At 71.3% G+C, this 16,563-nt stretch carries 12 protein-coding genes; 6 read left to right on the top strand and 6 right to left on the bottom strand.

Going from position 1 to position 16,563, the window contains the following annotated elements:
* Position 1: 1 nt before the first annotated feature.
* Positions 2-1,204 (top strand): dipeptidase, encoded by a 1,203-nt coding sequence (locus OG488_RS15145; RefSeq protein WP_329229605.1) that lies wholly within the window; start codon positions 2-4, stop codon positions 1,202-1,204.
* A 69-nt stretch (positions 1,205-1,273) separates the two neighbouring features.
* Here OG488_RS15145 and OG488_RS15140 read toward each other — a convergent pair whose 3' ends face one another.
* Positions 1,274-2,617, bottom strand: coding sequence for a UDP-glucose dehydrogenase family protein (locus OG488_RS15140; RefSeq protein WP_329229603.1), 1,344 nt, complete (start codon positions 2,615-2,617; stop codon positions 1,274-1,276).
* A 184-nt stretch (positions 2,618-2,801) separates the two neighbouring features.
* Here OG488_RS15140 and OG488_RS15135 point away from each other — a divergent pair, with 184 nt between their 5' ends.
* The gene (locus OG488_RS15135) at positions 2,802-3,959 is read left to right on the top strand and encodes an acyl-CoA dehydrogenase (RefSeq protein ID WP_329238661.1); all 1,158 of its coding nucleotides are present in this window, start codon (positions 2,802-2,804) and stop codon (positions 3,957-3,959) included.
* A gap of 259 nt (positions 3,960-4,218) precedes the next feature.
* Here OG488_RS15135 and OG488_RS15130 read toward each other — a convergent pair whose 3' ends face one another.
* Entirely contained in the window at positions 4,219-5,502 is a 1,284-nt protein-coding gene (locus tag OG488_RS15130) for an LCP family protein (protein WP_329229600.1), read from the bottom strand.
* Between the two features lie 119 nt (positions 5,503-5,621).
* Between OG488_RS15130 and OG488_RS15125 the strand changes: the two genes are divergently transcribed.
* Positions 5,622-6,170: an acyl-CoA thioesterase gene (locus OG488_RS15125; RefSeq protein WP_329229598.1), complete on the top strand. Its 549-nt coding sequence runs from the start codon at positions 5,622-5,624 to the stop codon at positions 6,168-6,170.
* Positions 6,171-6,190: 20 nt separating this feature from the next.
* Here the strand turns inward: OG488_RS15125 and OG488_RS15120 are convergent, their stop codons facing one another.
* Positions 6,191-7,333 carry an Lrp/AsnC family transcriptional regulator gene (locus tag OG488_RS15120; RefSeq protein ID WP_329229597.1) on the bottom strand — a complete coding sequence of 381 codons (1,143 nt, stop codon included), beginning with the start codon at positions 7,331-7,333 and terminating at the stop codon, positions 6,191-6,193.
* 59 nt (positions 7,334-7,392) lie between these two features.
* On the opposite strand from OG488_RS15120, the gene OG488_RS15115 reads away from it, so the two are divergent.
* Together OG488_RS15115 and OG488_RS15110 are read left to right on the top strand one after the other, a co-directional pair.
* The gene (locus OG488_RS15115) at positions 7,393-8,670 is read left to right on the top strand and encodes a M20 metallopeptidase family protein (protein WP_329229595.1); all 1,278 of its coding nucleotides are present in this window, start codon (positions 7,393-7,395) and stop codon (positions 8,668-8,670) included.
* A 4-nt stretch (positions 8,671-8,674) separates the two neighbouring features.
* On the top strand, positions 8,675-10,099 hold the full coding sequence (locus OG488_RS15110) for an MFS transporter (RefSeq protein ID WP_329229593.1): 1,425 nt from the start codon (positions 8,675-8,677) through the stop codon (positions 10,097-10,099).
* 213 nt (positions 10,100-10,312) lie between these two features.
* Here OG488_RS15110 and OG488_RS15105 read toward each other — a convergent pair whose 3' ends face one another.
* The gene (locus tag OG488_RS15105; protein WP_443074218.1) at positions 10,313-11,827 is read right to left on the bottom strand and encodes an LCP family protein; all 1,515 of its coding nucleotides are present in this window, start codon (positions 11,825-11,827) and stop codon (positions 10,313-10,315) included.
* A gap of 188 nt (positions 11,828-12,015) precedes the next feature.
* On the opposite strand from OG488_RS15105, the gene OG488_RS15100 reads away from it, so the two are divergent.
* Positions 12,016-13,038 carry a glycosyltransferase family 2 protein gene (locus OG488_RS15100; RefSeq protein WP_329229590.1) on the top strand — a complete coding sequence of 341 codons (1,023 nt, stop codon included), beginning with the start codon at positions 12,016-12,018 and terminating at the stop codon, positions 13,036-13,038.
* Between the two features lie 64 nt (positions 13,039-13,102).
* Here the strand turns inward: OG488_RS15100 and OG488_RS15095 are convergent, their stop codons facing one another.
* The gene (locus OG488_RS15095; RefSeq protein ID WP_329229588.1) at positions 13,103-14,749 is read right to left on the bottom strand and encodes an LCP family protein; all 1,647 of its coding nucleotides are present in this window, start codon (positions 14,747-14,749) and stop codon (positions 13,103-13,105) included.
* 48 nt (positions 14,750-14,797) lie between these two features.
* The gene (locus OG488_RS15090) at positions 14,798-16,507 is read right to left on the bottom strand and encodes an LCP family protein (protein ID WP_329229586.1); all 1,710 of its coding nucleotides are present in this window, start codon (positions 16,505-16,507) and stop codon (positions 14,798-14,800) included.
* Between the last annotated feature and the right edge of the window lie 56 nt (positions 16,508-16,563).

Below are 16,563 nucleotides of genomic sequence, written 5' to 3'. Positions count from 1 at the left end.
CATGAGCACCTCGGACTATCTGGCCCGGGCCCGTGTCCTGCTCGACGGCCACCCCGTCGTCGACGGCCACAACGACCTCCCCTGGGCCCTGCGCGAGCAGGTCGGCTACGACCTCGACGCCCGTGACCTCTCCCGGGACCAGACCGGCACCCTGCACACCGACATCCCCCGGCTGCGGGCCGGCGGGGTCGGCGCGCAGTTCTGGTCCGTCTACGTCCCGCCGAGCCGGGCCGGGGACGACGCGGTCAGCGCCACGCTGGAGCAGATCGACGTGGTCGCCGAGATGCTGGCGCGCTACCCCGACGACCTCGGGCGAGCCCTGACCGCCGACGACATGGAGAAGGCCCGCGCCGAGGGCCGTATCGCCTCCCTGATGGGGGCCGAGGGCGGCCACTCCATCAACAACTCGCTGGGCACCCTGCGCGCCCTGCACACCCTCGGCGTCCGCTACATGACGCTCACGCACAACGACAACACCGACTGGGCGGACTCGGCGACCGACTCCCCGCGCGTCGGCGGCCTGTCGGAGTTCGGGCGTGAGGTCGTACGCGAGATGAACCGCATCGGGATGCTGGTCGACCTCTCCCATGTGGCGGCCACCACGATGCGTGACGCGCTGGCCACCTCGGTGGCGCCGGTGATCTTCTCGCACTCCTCCGCACGGGCGGTCTGCGACCACCCGCGCAACATCCCCGACGACGTGCTGCGGATGCTCGCGGCCAACGGCGGTGTGGCCATGGCGACCTTCGTCCCGAAGTTCGTCCTGCCGGCGGCGGTGGAGTGGACCCTGGCGGCCGACCGCAACATGCGGGAGCACGGTCTGCACCACCTGGACACCACGCCGGCCGCCATGCGGATCCACGCGGACTTCGAGGCGCTCAACCCGCGCCCGATGGCCACGGTGGGCACGATCGCCGACCACCTCGACCACATGCGCGAGATCGCCGGGATCGACCACATCGGCATCGGCGGCGACTACGACGGCACGGCCTTCCTCCCGCTGGACCTGGAAGACGTGTCGGGCTACCCGTACCTGATCGCGGAGCTGCTCACGCGCGGCTGGTCGGAGCGCGACGTGGCGAAGCTGACGTGGCGGAACGCGGTGCGGGTCCTGCACGACGCGGAAGCCGTGTCCCGCGACCTGAGCGCCCGGGTCGGCCCGTCCCACGCGACGATCGCCGAGCTGGACGGCCCCGCTCGCTGACCGCGCACGACCGGTGCGAGGAGGCGGCGGCCCCGACAGGGCCGCCGCCTCCTCGCATCACGCTTCGGGTCAGGCCTTCGGGCGGCCCATCGCCCGGTACGTCCAGCCGGCCTCGCGCCATACCGCGGGGTCCAGCGCGTTGCGGCCGTCCAGGATGATCCGCCGCCCGGCCACCTCGCCCAGAGCCGCCACGTCCAGCTCCCGGAACTCACGCCACTCCGTCAGGTGCAGCACGACGTCCGCCCCGCGCACGGCGTCCAGCGCCGTGTCCGCGTAGCCGAGCGTCGGGAAGAGCCGGCGGGCGTTGTCCATGCCCTTCGGGTCGAAGACCGTGACCTGGCCGCCCTGCAGATGGATCTGCCCGGCCACGTTCAGCGCCGGAGAGTCGCGTACGTCGTCGGAGTCCGGCTTGAAGGTGGCGCCGAGCACCGCGACGCGCGTGCCGAGGAAGGAGCCCCCGCCCACCGCCTCACGGGCCAGCTCCACCATGTGGCCGCGCCGGCGCATGTTGATGGAGTCGACCTCCCGCAGGAAGGTCAGCGCCTGGTCGGCGCCCAGCTCACCGGCGCGTGCCATGAAGGCGCGGATGTCCTTGGGCAGGCAGCCCCCGCCGAAGCCGATCCCGGCCCGCAGGAACTTCTTCCCGATGCGCTCGTCGTGGCCGATCGCCTCGGCGAGCTTCACCACGTCTCCGTCGGCGGCCTCGCAGACCTCGGCCATCGCGTTGATGAAGGAGATCTTGGTCGCGAGGAAGGAGTTGGCGGAGGTCTTCACCAGCTCGGCGGTCGGGAAGTCCGTCACCACGAAGGGGGAGCCCTCGGCGATCGGCCCCGCGTACACCTCGCGCAGCAACTTCTCGGCCCGCTCGCTCTCCACCCCGATCACGACCCGGTCCGGGTGCAGGGTGTCCTTCACCGCGAAGCCCTCGCGCAGGAACTCCGGGTTCCAGGCCAGCTCCGCGTCCGTACCCACCGGTGCCAGCTCGGCCAGCCGCGCCGACAGCCGGGCGGCGGAGCCCACCGGGACGGTGGACTTGCCCACGACCAGGGCGGGACGGGTCAGCTGCGGGGCCAACGACTCGAAGGCGCTGTCCACGTAGCTCATGTCGCAGGCGTACTCGCCGTGCTTCTGGGGAGTGTTCACGCAGACGAAGTGCACATCGCCGAACGCGCCGATCTCCTCCCAGGAGGTGGTGAACCGCAGCCGTCCCGTGGATCCCTCGATCCCGGCCACGTGCTTCTGCAGGATCTCCTCGAGCCCCGGCTCGTACATCGGAACCCTGCCCGCCGAGAGCATCTCGATCTTCTCGGGCACGACGTCGAGCCCGAGGACTTCGAAGCCCAGCTCCGCCATGGCCGCGGCATGGGTGGCGCCGAGGTAGCCGGTGCCGATCACGGTGATCCTGAGGGCCATGGGTGCTCCTGAACGATGCGGACAGACGTGCGGAGCCGAGCATAACCGTGCGTGCGGAACGCTGTTTTCCGACCGTCGCCGGTCTGTCGGATAGCTCACGTGCCCCGCCCGTATGCCTCCGCTCGGCCGGACCACTAAAATTGGGTTACTTAACGGTAGTTAGCATCCTTGGGGAGTGAACATCTTGGCGGGTTCGACCGATTTCGACCTGTACCGTCCGGCCGAGGAGCACGACATGCTCCGCGAGACGATCCGTTCGCTCGCCGAGGCGAAGATCGCCCCGCACGCCGCCGCGGTGGACGAGGAGGCGCGCTTCCCGCGGGAGGCGCTGGACGCGCTGGTCGCCTCGGACCTGCACGCGGTCCACGTCCCGGAGGAGTACGGCGGCGCGGGAGCCGACGCGCTCGCCACGGTCATCGTGATCGAGGAGGTGGCCCGTGTCTGCGCGTCCTCGTCCCTGATCCCGGCCGTGAACAAGCTGGGCTCGCTCCCGGTGATCCTCTCCGGCTCCGAGGACCTGAAGAAGAAGTACCTGGGCCCGCTCGCCAAGGGCGACGCGATGTTCTCGTACGCCCTGTCCGAGCCGGACGCCGGCTCCGACGCGGCGGGCATGAAGACCAAGGCCGTGCGCGACGGCGACTTCTGGGTCCTCAACGGCGTCAAGCGCTGGATCACCAACGCGGGCGAGTCCGAGTACTACACGGTCATGGCCGTCACCGACCCGACGAAGCGCTCCAAGGGCATCTCGGCGTTCGTCGTCGAGAAGTCCGACGAGGGCGTCTCCTTCGGCGCCCCGGAGAAGAAGCTCGGCATCAAGGGCTCTCCGACGCGCGAGGTCTACCTCGACAACGTCCGCATCCCCGCCGACCGCATGATCGGCGAGGAGGGCACCGGCTTCGCCACCGCGATGAAGACCCTGGACCACACCCGCATCACGATCGCGGCCCAGGCACTCGGCATCGCCCAGGGCGCCCTGGACTACGCCAAGGGCTACGTCCAGGAGCGCAAGCAGTTCGGCAAGCCGATCGGCGACTTCCAGGGCATCCAGTTCATGCTCGCCGACATGGCGATGAAGCTGGAGGCCGCCCGCCAGCTCACCTACAGCGCCGCCGCCAAGTCCGAGCGCCTCGACGGCGACCTGACCTTCTTCGGCGCCGCGGCCAAGTGCTTCGCCTCCGACGTCGCCATGGAGGTCACCACCGACGCCGTCCAGCTCCTCGGCGGCTACGGCTACACCCGCGACTACCCGGTCGAGCGCATGATGCGCGACGCCAAGATCACCCAGATCTACGAGGGCACGAACCAGGTCCAGCGCATCGTCATGGCCCGCAACCTGCCGTAGTTCCCCGCACGTCGGACGAGGGAGCCCTTGCTTCGGCGAGGGCTCCCTTTTCTCACGTCCACGGGCGGTCGGCTGCCCGGAGGCGAGCCGTCCCGCAGTGGAGATCTCGTCGGCGGAGGTCGCGGTGGCGGCCCGGCGGAGCCACTGGCGCAGGACTTCGAGGTCGCGGCGGCCGGTGAGGGCCGGGGCGGTGGGCGGAACAGGCAGAGGCCCCCTCACCCGCGGTGGGTGAGGGGGCCTCGTGCAGGCCGGGTGCCGGTCAGCTGCCCTTGACCGTGACCTTCTCGTCGTTCTTCAGCTGCTCCACGAGCTGCTTGACCTTGTCCTTGTCCCAGACCAGGTTGCCGTTCACGCTCTGGCCCGAGAGCGGGATGTTCATCGACGTGCCCTCACCGCCCGTCACGCCCTTCATCGCGAAGAACATGTTGCCGAGCGACCAGAGCGACATGTCCTTGTCCACGACCAGGGTGTCCAGGCCCGCGCCCATCGTCGGGTAGAGCCTGAACGGGTTGAGGATCGTCGACGGGGTCGCCGTCTGGGAGGCCAGCGCCGCGAGGAACTTCTGCTGGTTCTTCGTGCGGTCCAGGTCGCTGCCCGCGAACGCGTAACGGGTGCGGACGAAGGCGAGGGACTGTTCACCGTTCAGCGTCTGCTTGCCGGCCTGGAAGTCGGCGCCGGACTTCTTGTCCTTGAAGGCCTTGGGGATGTCCATCTCGACGCCGCCGATGGCGTCCACGATGTTGGCGAAGCCGCCGAAGCCGATCTCGACGTAGTGGTCGATGTGCAGGCCGGTGTTGAACTCGACCGTGCGGACGAGCAGCTCCGGGCCGTCCTCGGCGTACGCGGCGTTCAGCTTCACCTGGCGGCCGGTGCCTGCGAACGTCTTCCCGGACTCGGACCCCTTGAAGGACGGGATCTCGACGTTGGAGTCGCGGGGGAGCGAGATCAGCGTCGGGCCGTTGGAACCGTCGTGCAGGATCATCATCGAGTCGGTCCGCTTGCCCTCGGCGGAACCGGTGTGCAGCTTCTTCTTGTCCTCGGCCGTCATGCCCTCGCGGCTGTCGGAGCCCACGACCAGGTAGTTCGTGCCGTCGCCCTCGGAGGGACGGTCGATGACCTTGGAGAGGTCGACCTCGCGCTTCAGCTTGCCGTCGGCCCAGAAGTACGTGCCGACGGAGACGGCGAGCACCACGACGACCAGGGTCAGCGCGCCCACCTTGATCCGCCGGCCCCAGTTGGGGGCGGGGCGGGTCTGTACGTAGCCGCTGTCACCGCCGCGACCGCCGCCGCCGCCGTGCTGGCCGCCGCCCTGTCCGCCGCCGTAGACCTGGCCCGTGTTGTAGCCGCTGTCGTAACCGGGGGTCTCGCCGTAACCGTCGTACCCCTGTCCCTGCTGCGGGGGGATCCGGGGCGGGGACTGCGGCGGCGTCGGGCGCCGCCGGACGTGCGGCATGGCGCGGGCACCCTCGGGCTGCGGGCTTCCGCTGCCCCGCCCGTAGCGCTCGTCGGGTCCGCCGTTCCGTCCTTCGGGCCAATCGCTCATGCGGACCAGTGTGCCGTCTCGCCCTGCGGCTCTTACAGGGTGTACGGAGGATCGGGTCACGGCTGTTGCCAAGCTGATGCAATGCAACCGGGTGCAAGCCCCCGCATAAGGTGGAGGGCATGACAGATCAGCCCCAGCAACCGGAGGGCGATATTCCGGTCAAGCCGACCTCGGCCTCCCGGACCACCCTCAGCCACATCATGACCGGCAACGACACCAACCTCCTGGGTACGGTGCACGGCGGCGTGATCATGAAGCTGGTCGACGACGCGGCAGGGGCGGTCGCTGGCCGGCACTCCGGCGGTCCGGCCGTGACGGCCTCGATGGACGAGATGGTCTTCCTGGAGCCGGTCCGCGTCGGTGACCTCGTTCACGTCCGCGCCCAGGTGAACTGGACCGGCCGCTCCTCGATGGAGGTCGGCGTCCGCGTCATGGCCGAGCGGTGGAACGAGTCGACCCCCGCCCAGCAGGTCGGCAGCGCCTACCTGGTGTTCGCCGCCGTCGACGAGGAGGGCAAGCCGCGCCGCGTGCCGCAGGTGGCCCCGGAGACGGAGCGCGACAAGCGGCGCTACCAGGAGGCGCAGATCCGGCGTACGCACCGCCTCGCCCGCCGTCGCGCGATCAAGGAACTGCGGGAGCAGCGGGCCGCCGAGGGCATCGACGACTGACCTCCGGCCGTACGTCCCGGTCAGCGGGGCACGCGCAGGCGGTCCACCAGCGCGTCCTCGGCCCGCTCCGCCCCGGGCTCCTCCCAGAAGGTCACGGGTACGCCCCTGATGTGACGGCCCCGGGGGTCCAGGAGGTGGCCGGCGATCTTGAGCTGCCACAGGGCCACCGCCCGGTCCACGACGGCGAGCTCGGGGAAGCGGTCCGCCAGCCGGGCCTCGAACGCGCCGATGTCCTCGGCCGAGCGCAGCCACACCGTGAGCATCAGGTTGTGCGGGCCCGTCAGGGAGGCACAGAGCCGGGTCTCACGCATCCGGATGAGCTGGGAGGCGATGCGCGCGGTCTCGCCGGCCGGGGCGATGCCCCAGAGGGTGACCGAGATCGGCCAGCCGGAGAGATGGCGGGCCACCTCGCAGCGGTAGACGAGGGCGTCCTGCCGGTGCATGCGGTCCAGCCTGCGGCGCACGGTGGAGGGGCTGACGCCGAGGAGTTCGGCGAGGCGGGCCGCGGGCTGCCGGAAGTCCTCGCTCAGCAGCAGGTAGAGCCGGGTGTCCAGCGCGTCCGGGGCGGGCAGCCCGCGCCGGGGCATGGCCGGTCCCCGGTCCTTCGCCAGCAGGTCCTGGCTGTCGGGGTCCAGCCGGTCCAGCCGCCAGCGGCTGCCCTCGGTGTGGACGGCGGTCGCCGTCTGGGACCGGGTGGCCGACACCCCGGGCAGCCGGCCGAGCCGGAAGCTGAGGTAGCGCGTGAGCGCCGCCAGATCCGGGAAGGCCGCGGTGAGCACCAGGTCCCGGGCCCCGGTGAGGTGCTCGATGGTGATCAGGTGCGGATCGTCGGCGATCTCGGCCGCCACCTCGTGCAGGGTTCCGGCGGCGCAGTCGACCTCGATGAACGCGATGATCGGCACCGTGGGCCCCACCGCCACCGTGTAACAGCTGAGCCAGGCGTGTCCTGCCTCCGTGAGCCGGTTCCAGCGGCGCGCCGCCGTCGAGGCGTCCACCCCGAGCACCTTCCCGATCTGCGCCCACTCCGCCCGGGGGGAGGTCTGGAGCGCGGTGATGAGGAGGTAGTCCAGCTCGTCCAGCGGTTCCGGCTGCTCCGCGCGCAGCAGACGCTCGGAGTGACCGGCCGCTGTGGGGCTGGTGGATTCATGCGTCGATCGGCTCATGAGGAGCGCTTTCCTGCGGACGATCATGGATGAGGGGTTCTGTTCCGCACGATACGCCCATGTCCCTGCTCCACGAGGCCCGTGACCTCGCCCCCGCCCTGACCGAACTCCGCCACGCCCTGCACCGGGAGCCCGAGCTCGGCCTCGACCTGCCCCTGACCCAGGCGAAGATCCTCGCCGCCCTGGACGGCCTCGGCCTGGAGATACGCACCGGCACGGCGCTGAGCTCCGTCACCGCCGTACTCCGCGGCGGCCGTCCAGGACCCGCCGTGCTGCTCCGCGGCGACATGGACGCGCTCCCGGTCCAGGAGGACACGGGACTCCCGTACGCCTCGGTCCTCGACGGCCGGATGCACGCCTGCGGCCACGACCTGCACGTCACCGGGCTCGTCGGCGCCGCCCGGCTGCTGGCCGCCCGGCGTGAGGAGCTCGCCGGGGACGTGGTCCTCATGTTCCAGCCGGGAGAGGAGGGCCAGGGCGGCGCGCAGATCATGATCGACGAGGGTGTCCTCGACGCGGCCGGGGAACGGGTCGTCGCCGCCTACGCGCTGCACGTCATCTCCACCGGCGCGCCCACCGGCTTCGCGGCGACCCGGCCCGGCCCCATGCTCGCCGCCTCCGACGCCGTCGAGGTCACGGTGCGGGGGCGCGGCGGCCACGGCTCCTCGCCGCACTCCGCGGCCGACCCGGTCCCCGCGCTCTGCGCGATGGTGACCGCGCTCCAGACGGCCGTCACCCGCGAGATCGACGTCTTCGACCCGGCCGTCGTCACGGTCGGGAGGATCGAGGCGGGCACCGCCGCCAACGTCATCCCGGAGACCGCCCGCTTCGCCGCCACGGTGCGGACCTTCTCCGACGCCTCCCACGCCCGGGTGCGCGCCGCCTTCGAGCGGACCGTGCGGGGCGTGGCCGCCGCCCACGGGGTCACCGCCGACATCGACTACGTCGAGCAGTACCCGCCGACCGTCAACGACGCGGGCGAGGCCGCGTTCGCCCTGGAGACCGCCCGGCAGGTCCTGGGCGAGGCACACGTCTTCGAGGCGCCCAAGCCGATGGCGGGCGCCGAGGACTTCTCCTTCGTCCTGAGGCAGGTGCCCGGCGCCTTCGTCGGCCTCGGCGCCTGCCCGCCCGGCACCGACCCGGCCACCGCCCCCATGAACCACTCCCCGCAGGCCGTCTACGACGACGCCGCCCTGCCGCACGCCGCCGCCCTCCTCGCCGGACTGGCGCTGCGCCGGCTCGGCACCCCGCTCACCGGGGAGGGCGGAGCCTCCGCCGAGACCGCACCCACGCCCGTCCCCGCCGACGAGGCCACACCCGCCTCCCCGCAGGAGTAGCCGCATGACCGCCACATCGACCCCGCCGCCGGCCGCTCCTCCCGAGCCGCCGCTGTCCGCGTCCGTCACCGCCGTCGTCGGACTCCTCGTCCTCTTCGAAGTGACCAGCGGATTCCTGCAGGTCGGCATCGCCCCGCTGCTCCCCGACCTGGCCCACCACCTCGGAATCGGCTCGGCCGCCCTGAACTGGGTCGTCTCCGTGCAGCTGCTGGCCGCGGCCGTCTGCGTCCCGCTCTTCGGCCGGCTCGGCGACCTGCACGGCCACCGGCGGATGCTCCGTATCGCCCTGGCCCTGATCGCGGTGGGCAGCGTCGTGGTCGCGCTCGCCCCCGACTACGCGACGCTCCTCGCAGGCCGCGTGCTCCAGGGTCCGATCGCCGCCCTGCTGCCCCTGGAGATCGCCCTCGTACGGGACCGGCTCCCGGTCGCCGACGCGCGGCGGGCGATCGCCCGGCTGGTGGGTGCGCTGACGGTGGGCGCGATGGCGGGAGGCGTGGTGATGGGCCTCGTGGACTCCGCCTTCGGTGATCTGCGGCTGACCCTGCTGGTGCCGGCCGCGCTCGCCGTGATCTGCGTGCCCGTCTCCTTCGTCGCGGTGCCGGAGTCGCGGAACAGGGCCGGCGGCCGGGTGGACCGGGCCGGGGTGGTGCTCCTCGGCGGCGCCATGGTGGCCCTGCTCGGCGGGGTGTCAGGGGCGGAGGGCGGCTCCTGGGCCTCCCTGCGGGTCCTGGGGCCCGTGGTGCTGGGCATCGCGCTGCTCGCGGTGTGGGTGCGGGTGGAACTGCGCTGCTCCGAGCCCCTGGTCGACGTACGCGCGCTGGCGGACAGGACCACCGCACCGTTCTACTGTGCGGCCTTCCTGTTCGGTGTCTTCTACTTCGGCAGCCAGGCACCCAACTCGACCTTCTACGCGGCCGATCCGGAGACCGCCGGGTACGGGTTCGGACTGAGCGCGCTGTCCATCTCGCTCGTCCTGCTGCCGGGTGCCGTCGGCAGCGTCGTCGGCTCGCTGGGCACGGCGGCCCTCGCCCGGCGGATCGGCTACCGGCCCACGCTGATGGCGGCTTTCGGGCTGGTCGCCCTGACCTTCCTCCAGTTCGCCTTCGTGCACGAGGAGGTCTGGCAGATGGCGGCCGGGTCCGCGTTCACCGGTCTGGGCATAGGGCTGGCCCTGGGAGCGATGCCGACGGTGATCGTCGAGGCGTCCGACCCGGCCAGGACCGGGATCTCCGCCGCGCTCTACAACAACGTGAAGACGCTGGGCGGGGCCGTGGCGGGCGGTGTCTTCGCCACGCTGCTCGGCGCGTTCCACTCGCCCTCCACCGGCGAACCGGGCGAGGGCGGCTACACGGCACTCTGGCTGGCCGCCTCGGCCGCGGCGGTCGTCGCCCTCGCGGCGACCGCGTTCGCACGGCGCCGTGAAGGGTGACCTGGTGCGCACGGCGGCGTGAGGGGTGACCTGGTGCGCACGGCGGCGTGAGGGGTGACCTGGTGCGTACGGCGGCGTGAGGGGTGACCTGGTGCGTACGGCGGCGTGAGGGGTGACCCGGTGTGTACGGCGGCGTGAGGGGTGACCTGGTGCGTACGGCGCCGTGCGTGCGACCCGCCGGAGGCCGTCGGGGCTGCCGGGGGCCCGGCACGGTCAGGGGCAGACCACCTGGTCGCCCGTGACCGTGCCGAACTCGCCGCGCTGCGGGTCCTCCGCCTTCACCCGCTTCACCTTGGTGAAGTCCGAGCCCGCCGTGACCTCCATCGTGGCGCCCTGCCCCTTCACCGCCCTCAGCTCGCAGCCCGGCAGTGCCGCGGCCAGGGACTTCGCCGACCGGTCCCACCTCGGGTCGTAGGTGACCTGCGTGCGGGTCAGGTTGCTCGGACCGCCGTTCAGCGGGGTACGGGTGGTGCGGAAGCCGGTGGCGCGCAGTCCCGCGTCGACCTCCTGGCCGAGCCCGTCCCTGGGCGTCCCGTTGTAGACCTGCACCCGGATCTGCTCCGGGGCCACATCGACGAGCGTCGCCCTGGGCTGCTTCGGCAGCTGCGGAGCGAGCGGCCGGTCCTCGCGCAGGGCTTGGAACATCTTCTTCGACTTCGCGGCGTCCCACTTCACCGTGGAGCCGATGCCCTTGACCGGGAAGCCCTTCTCCTCCAGGGGGACGGAGGCGAATTCGGACGAGGCCGGGGTGAAGCCGCGCATGGCCTTGCCGAGCTCCAGCAGCTGCTCCGTACCGAAGCCCTTGTCGGCGCGTACCGATGCGAGCATCGAGGCGGCGACCCGCTGGAACTTCACCGGGTTCATCAGCACACCGCTGCTGGTCGTCCGCTTGATCAGCGCAGCCATGAACTTCTGCTGGCGCTGCATCCTGCCCAGGTCCGCCGCCCCGTCGAGATGGCGGGAGCGTACGTACTGGAGGGCCTGCCCGCCGTCGAGCTCGTGGGTGCCGGCGGCCAGGTCCAGGCCGGTGTAGGCGTCCTTGAGCGGCTTGGCGGTGCAGATCTCCACCCCGCCCAGGGTGTCGACCGTCTTCATGAAACTGGTGAAGTCGGCCTCCAGGTAGTGGTCGATCTTGACGCCGGTCATCTGCTCGACGGTCCGCACCGTGAGGTGGGGCCCTCCCTCGGCGTACGCGGCGTTCAGCTTCACCGGATGGGGGGAGTGCTCCTTGCCCGTGGTGGCGTCGGTGTGCGCCGGGAGCTCGGCGTAGCTGTCGCGCGGAAGGCTGACGACGCTGGCCCGCCGCTTGTCGGCCGAGACGTGGACGAGCATGAGGGTGTCGGTGCAGTGGCAGGGCGCGCCGCCCAGCTTGTACTTCTTCCTCTCCGCCGCGGTGATCTTGTCGCGTCCATCGGTGCCGACGAGCAGGAAGTTCATTCCGTGGCCCCCCTGGGGGCGGTTCTTCATGTCCTTGAACGGGTCGACCCGGTCGATCCCCGTCTCCAGACCGCTCACCACGGCATGGCCGATCCCGCCGGCGCCGAGCACCAGCACGGAGAGCCCGGTGGCGACCCGCATGCCCCACCGGGGTGGCGGCTTCCGGCCGCCCGCCCGGTTCCGCGGCGCGGCACGGCCGCCGGTGCCGGTGCCTGGCTGCCGTGGGGTCCTGCGGTGCGGGGGAGCGGTGCGGGGGTGCGGTGGACGGGGCGATCGGTGCGGCGTGGGCACGAGGGACACCTCCGCGGTGCGAGTGGGACTTTCGCACGGTAGGCCCATACGATCTGCAGACCGGGAGGAGACATGGCGGCGCGCGCCGCTGTCCCCCGTTCGCGGTAACGTGGCGGCCGAATCACGCCGCCTCCTGGGGTGCGAAACCCCCGGAACCCTGGCACCCCCGAGGACCCCCCGAGGACCACATGTCTGCCGCGCAGTACCCCGCCGTCTCCGTGATCATGCCGGTGCTCAACGAGGAACGCCATCTCAGGAACTCGGTCCGGCACATCCTGGAGCAGGAGTACGCCGGTGAGATGGAGGTCGTGATCGCGCTCGGCCCCTCGAGCGACCGTACGGACGAGATCGCCGCCGAGCTGGTCCGGGAGGACTCCCGGGTCCACACCGTCCCCAACCCGACCGGCCGCACCCCGGCCGCGCTCAACGCCGCGATCAAGGCGTCGCATCACCCGATCGTGGTACGGGTGGACGGCCACGGCATGCTCTCGCCGAACTACATCGCGACGGCCGTCCGGCTCCTCGAGGAGACCGGCGCGCAGAACGTCGGCGGCATCATGCACGCCGAGGGCGAGAACGCCTGGGAGGACGCCGTCGCCGCCGCGATGACCTCGAAGATCGGCGTCGGCAACGCGGCCTTCCACACCGGAGGGAAGGCCGGCCAGGCCGAGACCGTGTATCTGGGGGTCTTCCGCCGTGAGGCGCTGGAGCGGGCCGACGGCTACAACGTGGAGTTCATCCGCGCCCAGGACTGGGAGCTGAACTTCCGCATCCGCGAGGCGGGCGGCCTGATCTGGTTCTCGCCCGAGCTGAAGGTGCAGTACCGCCCGAGGCCCAGCGTGCGGGCGCTCGCCAAGCAGTACAAGGAGTACGGCCGCTGGCGCCACGTCGTGGCCCGCTACCACTCCGGTTCGATCAACCTGCGCTACCTGGCCCCGCCGGCCGCCGTCTGCGCCATCGCGGCGGGCGTCGTGGTGGGCGCCGCCGTCACCCCGTGGGCGTTCGTCGTGCCGGCCGGGTACGTCGCGGCGATCGTCGCCGGGTCGCTGCCCGCCGGGAAGGGCCTGCCGCTGAAGGCACGGGCGCAGATCCCGGTGGCGCTGGCCACCATGCACATGTCGTGGGGGTACGGCTTCCTGACCAGCCCCCGCTCGCTGGCGAAGAAGGTCATCGCCAGCCGCCGCCCGGCCGTCCGGGAGCAGACGGTCTGACCGCGGGAGAACAGCAGTGAAGGGCCCCGCCGATGCCGGCGGGGCCCTTCACGCACCTACGACGTCACCAGGTGTAGTTCGGGTTGACGTGCATGCACGCCTTCTCGTCCGCGCCGTTGAGCGGGTTCGCCGAGTCCGGGGTCTTCTCCTCGGCCGCCTTCGCCGGGTACGCCTCGTCCTTGCGCCAGTCCGCTCCCACGGCCAGCACGATGCCCGAGACGTCGGTCGACTTCTTCACCTGGGACACCGGGATGCCGAGCGCCTCGGCGACCGCCTGGGCGTCACCCTCCATGTCCGCGCTGGGGTAGAGCACACCGGTCGTGGCGGCCGGCTCGACGTTCGACGAGTCCACCGCGGACTTGGTGAAGCCCGCGTCCGTGAGCAGGTCCTTGACCGTGGTCGCGCGGCCCCGGGCGGGACCGAGGGCGTCCGTGGCGGAGGCGTTGCGCACACTGACCGCGATCTCGTCGTCGGGGGCCGCGGCGTCCTCGGTGACCGGCGTCTTGCGCTTGGACGCCTTTCCGTCCAGCGGGATGTCCTCACGGATCATCCTGAACACCTGCTCGGCCTCCTCGTCCTTCGGGTACACGCGACCGGCGTGGGTCCCCGTGCCGTAGACGTTGGGCATGGTCGTCATCGTGATGCGGCCCGTCGGGGCCTTCTTGAGCTCCTCCGCCAGGTCGTACAGCTTCTTGACCGTGTCCAGCCCCTTGTCGACCGTCAGCGCGCTGGTGGCCGCCTCGGCGAGGTTCATCAGCTTTCCGGGGTCGGTGAGTTTGGTGCCCTTGCGCAGCTCACGGACCATCGAGTTCAGGTACTGGTGCTGGGCCTTGGTCCGGCCGAGGTCCGTGTTGTCCTCGAAGCCGTACCGCGTGCGCAGCCACTGGAGGGCCTGCTCGCCCTTGACGGAGGTCGTGCCCTCCTCCAGCTTCAGCCCCGACCCCTTCCCGCCGCTCCGCGACAGGATGTTGGCGTCGACGCAGACCGGGACACCGCCGACGGCGTCGGCCATGGAGACCACGCCCGCGAAGTCGATCATCATGAAGTGGTCGATCGTGATGCCGGTGAGCTCGTACCAGGCGGCCACGGTGCACCCGGGGCCGCCGCGGCCCAGGCTCTCGTTGGTCTGCACGTCGACCGTGCTGGCCGCGTACACCTTGCCGGTATCGGGATCGGTGCACTTGGGCATCTTCAGCATGGTGTCGCGCGGCATGCTGAGGACCGAGATGTTGCTGCGGTCCGCGGAGAGGTGGAGCAGCATCTGCACGTCGGCGAGCGGCGTGCCGCCGAAGGTCTCCTTGGCGCCGCCCAGCTTCTGGTTCGCCTTGGAGTCCCGGGCGTCCGATCCGATGAGCAGGATGTTCAGCGGCGTCTGTCCGGCGGAGTTGGCCTTGTGGTCGGCCATCTGCTTGTCACCGAGCGTCAGGTCCTCTTTGCGTATGTTCCCGTTGAGGTGCTTGTAGTACACGTAACCGGCGCCGCCGGTGCCGAGTATCAGCAGCGCGAGAACGGACGCGCCCCAGCGCAGCACGCGGCGCTTACCCCCTTTGGGGGCCCGGCGGTCGGGCCGGCCCTGTTCCGGCCCCGCCGACCGGCCGCGCCGGCTGTGACCGCTCCGTCCGGTGGGGGCGTCCGGCCCACCGGAACCGGCCGGCCCGTCGTGCCGGCCGCGCGGCCGTGTCCCCTCCCCGCGTACGCTGCTCCGTCCCACCAGGACCCCCCTGTTCCTCAGAATTCCGTTGTGGCGCGACGACTCTCGTCACTTCGCGCATTCCGCCGTGTCGGCACTGGCCCGCTGGATGTCTTCCGGCGCCTTTGCCGGACCGCCGACGGGGATTCCCGCGCCCTTGAAATCGGCGCCGAGGGTCAGCACCATCGCCTGAAGACCCTCGGCGTCCGCCGTTCCCTGCTTGAGCGCGGTGGCGGGCAGGCCCATCATGTCCGCGAGCGCGCGGGCCTGGTCCGCCTGGTCCGGCGCGTACGCCAGCGTCGTCCTGGCGATCTGCGCCGGGGCGTTCGCCTTGTTCGTGGAGTTCGGTACGCCCTGTTCGTTCTGCAGCCAGGCGACGGTCGCCCCCGCGGCTCCGGCGACGCGGCCGCCGTTGAGGACGTCGACGCGGATACCGGCCGGCTCGGCCCTGCTGCCCTTGAGGACCGCTTCCTGCTTGCTCTTCGCCGCCCGCTCCTTCTTCTTCACCTCGGTGAGGGAGGTGTCGGAGCGCATCATCGAGAAGAGCTGCTCGGCCTTCTCCGGTTCCACGACCACGGTGACGGGCTCGGGCTCGGCCGGGTTGTCCTTCACCGGCATCGTGACGAAGGTGATGTTCTTCGTGTCGATCGCGCCGAGCTCCCGGGCGAGCGAGGTCAGTTTCTTGATGGACCCGATCCCGGAGTCGACGGTGAGCGCCTTGGTCGCCGCGTCCGCGAGCGTGTAGAGCTTGCCCGGGTCGGTGAGGGTGTCGTCGGACTTCATCTGCCGGATCATGGAGCCGATGAACTGCTGCTGGGCCTTGATCCGGTCGAGGTCGCTCTGGTTCTGGAAGGCGTGCCGGGTACGGACGAAGGCGAGCGCGTCCTCCCCCTCGATCGTGGACTCGCCCGCCGGCAGGTCGAGGTGCGAGTCGGGGTCCTCGACGGCCCGGGCGACGCAGACCTTGACCCCGCCGACGGCGGTGGAGAGCGTCTTGACCGCGTTGAAGTCGACCATCATGAAGTGGTCGACCGGGAGGCCGGTGATCTCCTTGACGGTGCGCATCGTGCAGCCGGGGTCCCGCCCGTCCTGGCCGAGGCTGACGTTGAAGCGCACGCCCCGCGTGCCGGGTATGGCCTTCTCCGAACCGTCCGCCTGCTTGGTGGTGCAGTCGGGGATGTCGGTCATCAGGTCCCGGGGGATGCTCATCGCCGTCGCGTTGCTGCGGTCCGCGGAGACGTGGAAGAGGATGTTGGTGTCGGCGTGGCCCTCACTGCCCTTGTCGCCGTACCCCTCGTTCCCCTCGCCGGTCCGCTTGTCCGTGCCGATGACCAGGATGTCGAGCGGCCCGTCGCCGGCGACGTTCTTGCTGCCCGCGTCACCGATGTCGACGGTGTCGAGGTTGCCGTCGAACTTCTGGTAGAGGGCGTAGGCCCCGGCCGATCCGGCGACGACGACGAAGGCCATGACTCCGCCGGTCCACAGCAGGGCCTTCCTCCGCCGTGACGTCGAGGGCCTGCGGGTGCGGCGGCCGGCCGGGGGCTCCTGGCCGCGGGAGCGCTCCGCCGCACGCCGGCTCCGCCGGGAGGGCACTTCGCGGGAAGCCGCGGATGTACGCCGGCCCCCGGACCGGTCGGACGTACGGGAACGGCCGTGAGGCCCGGACGACTCTCTTCCGGAGTTGTTCGGTCGCAATTCGTCAGCGCCCGTGTGCGGGTCGGGCACCCGACGGTCTGCGGGATCGATATCGTCCGCCCGCCCACGGCCATGCGCATCCACGGTTGCCTGAATCCTCCGTCGGTGCCACGCGGGACGCTTCCCCCGACAGGGTGCCC

The organism is Streptomyces sp. NBC_01460 (assembly GCF_036227405.1).
In the GTDB taxonomy this organism is placed as follows: domain Bacteria; phylum Actinomycetota; class Actinomycetes; order Streptomycetales; family Streptomycetaceae; genus Streptomyces.
The sequence above is the reverse complement of the archived record's forward strand: the minus strand, read 5'-3'. Positions and strand labels throughout refer to the sequence as shown.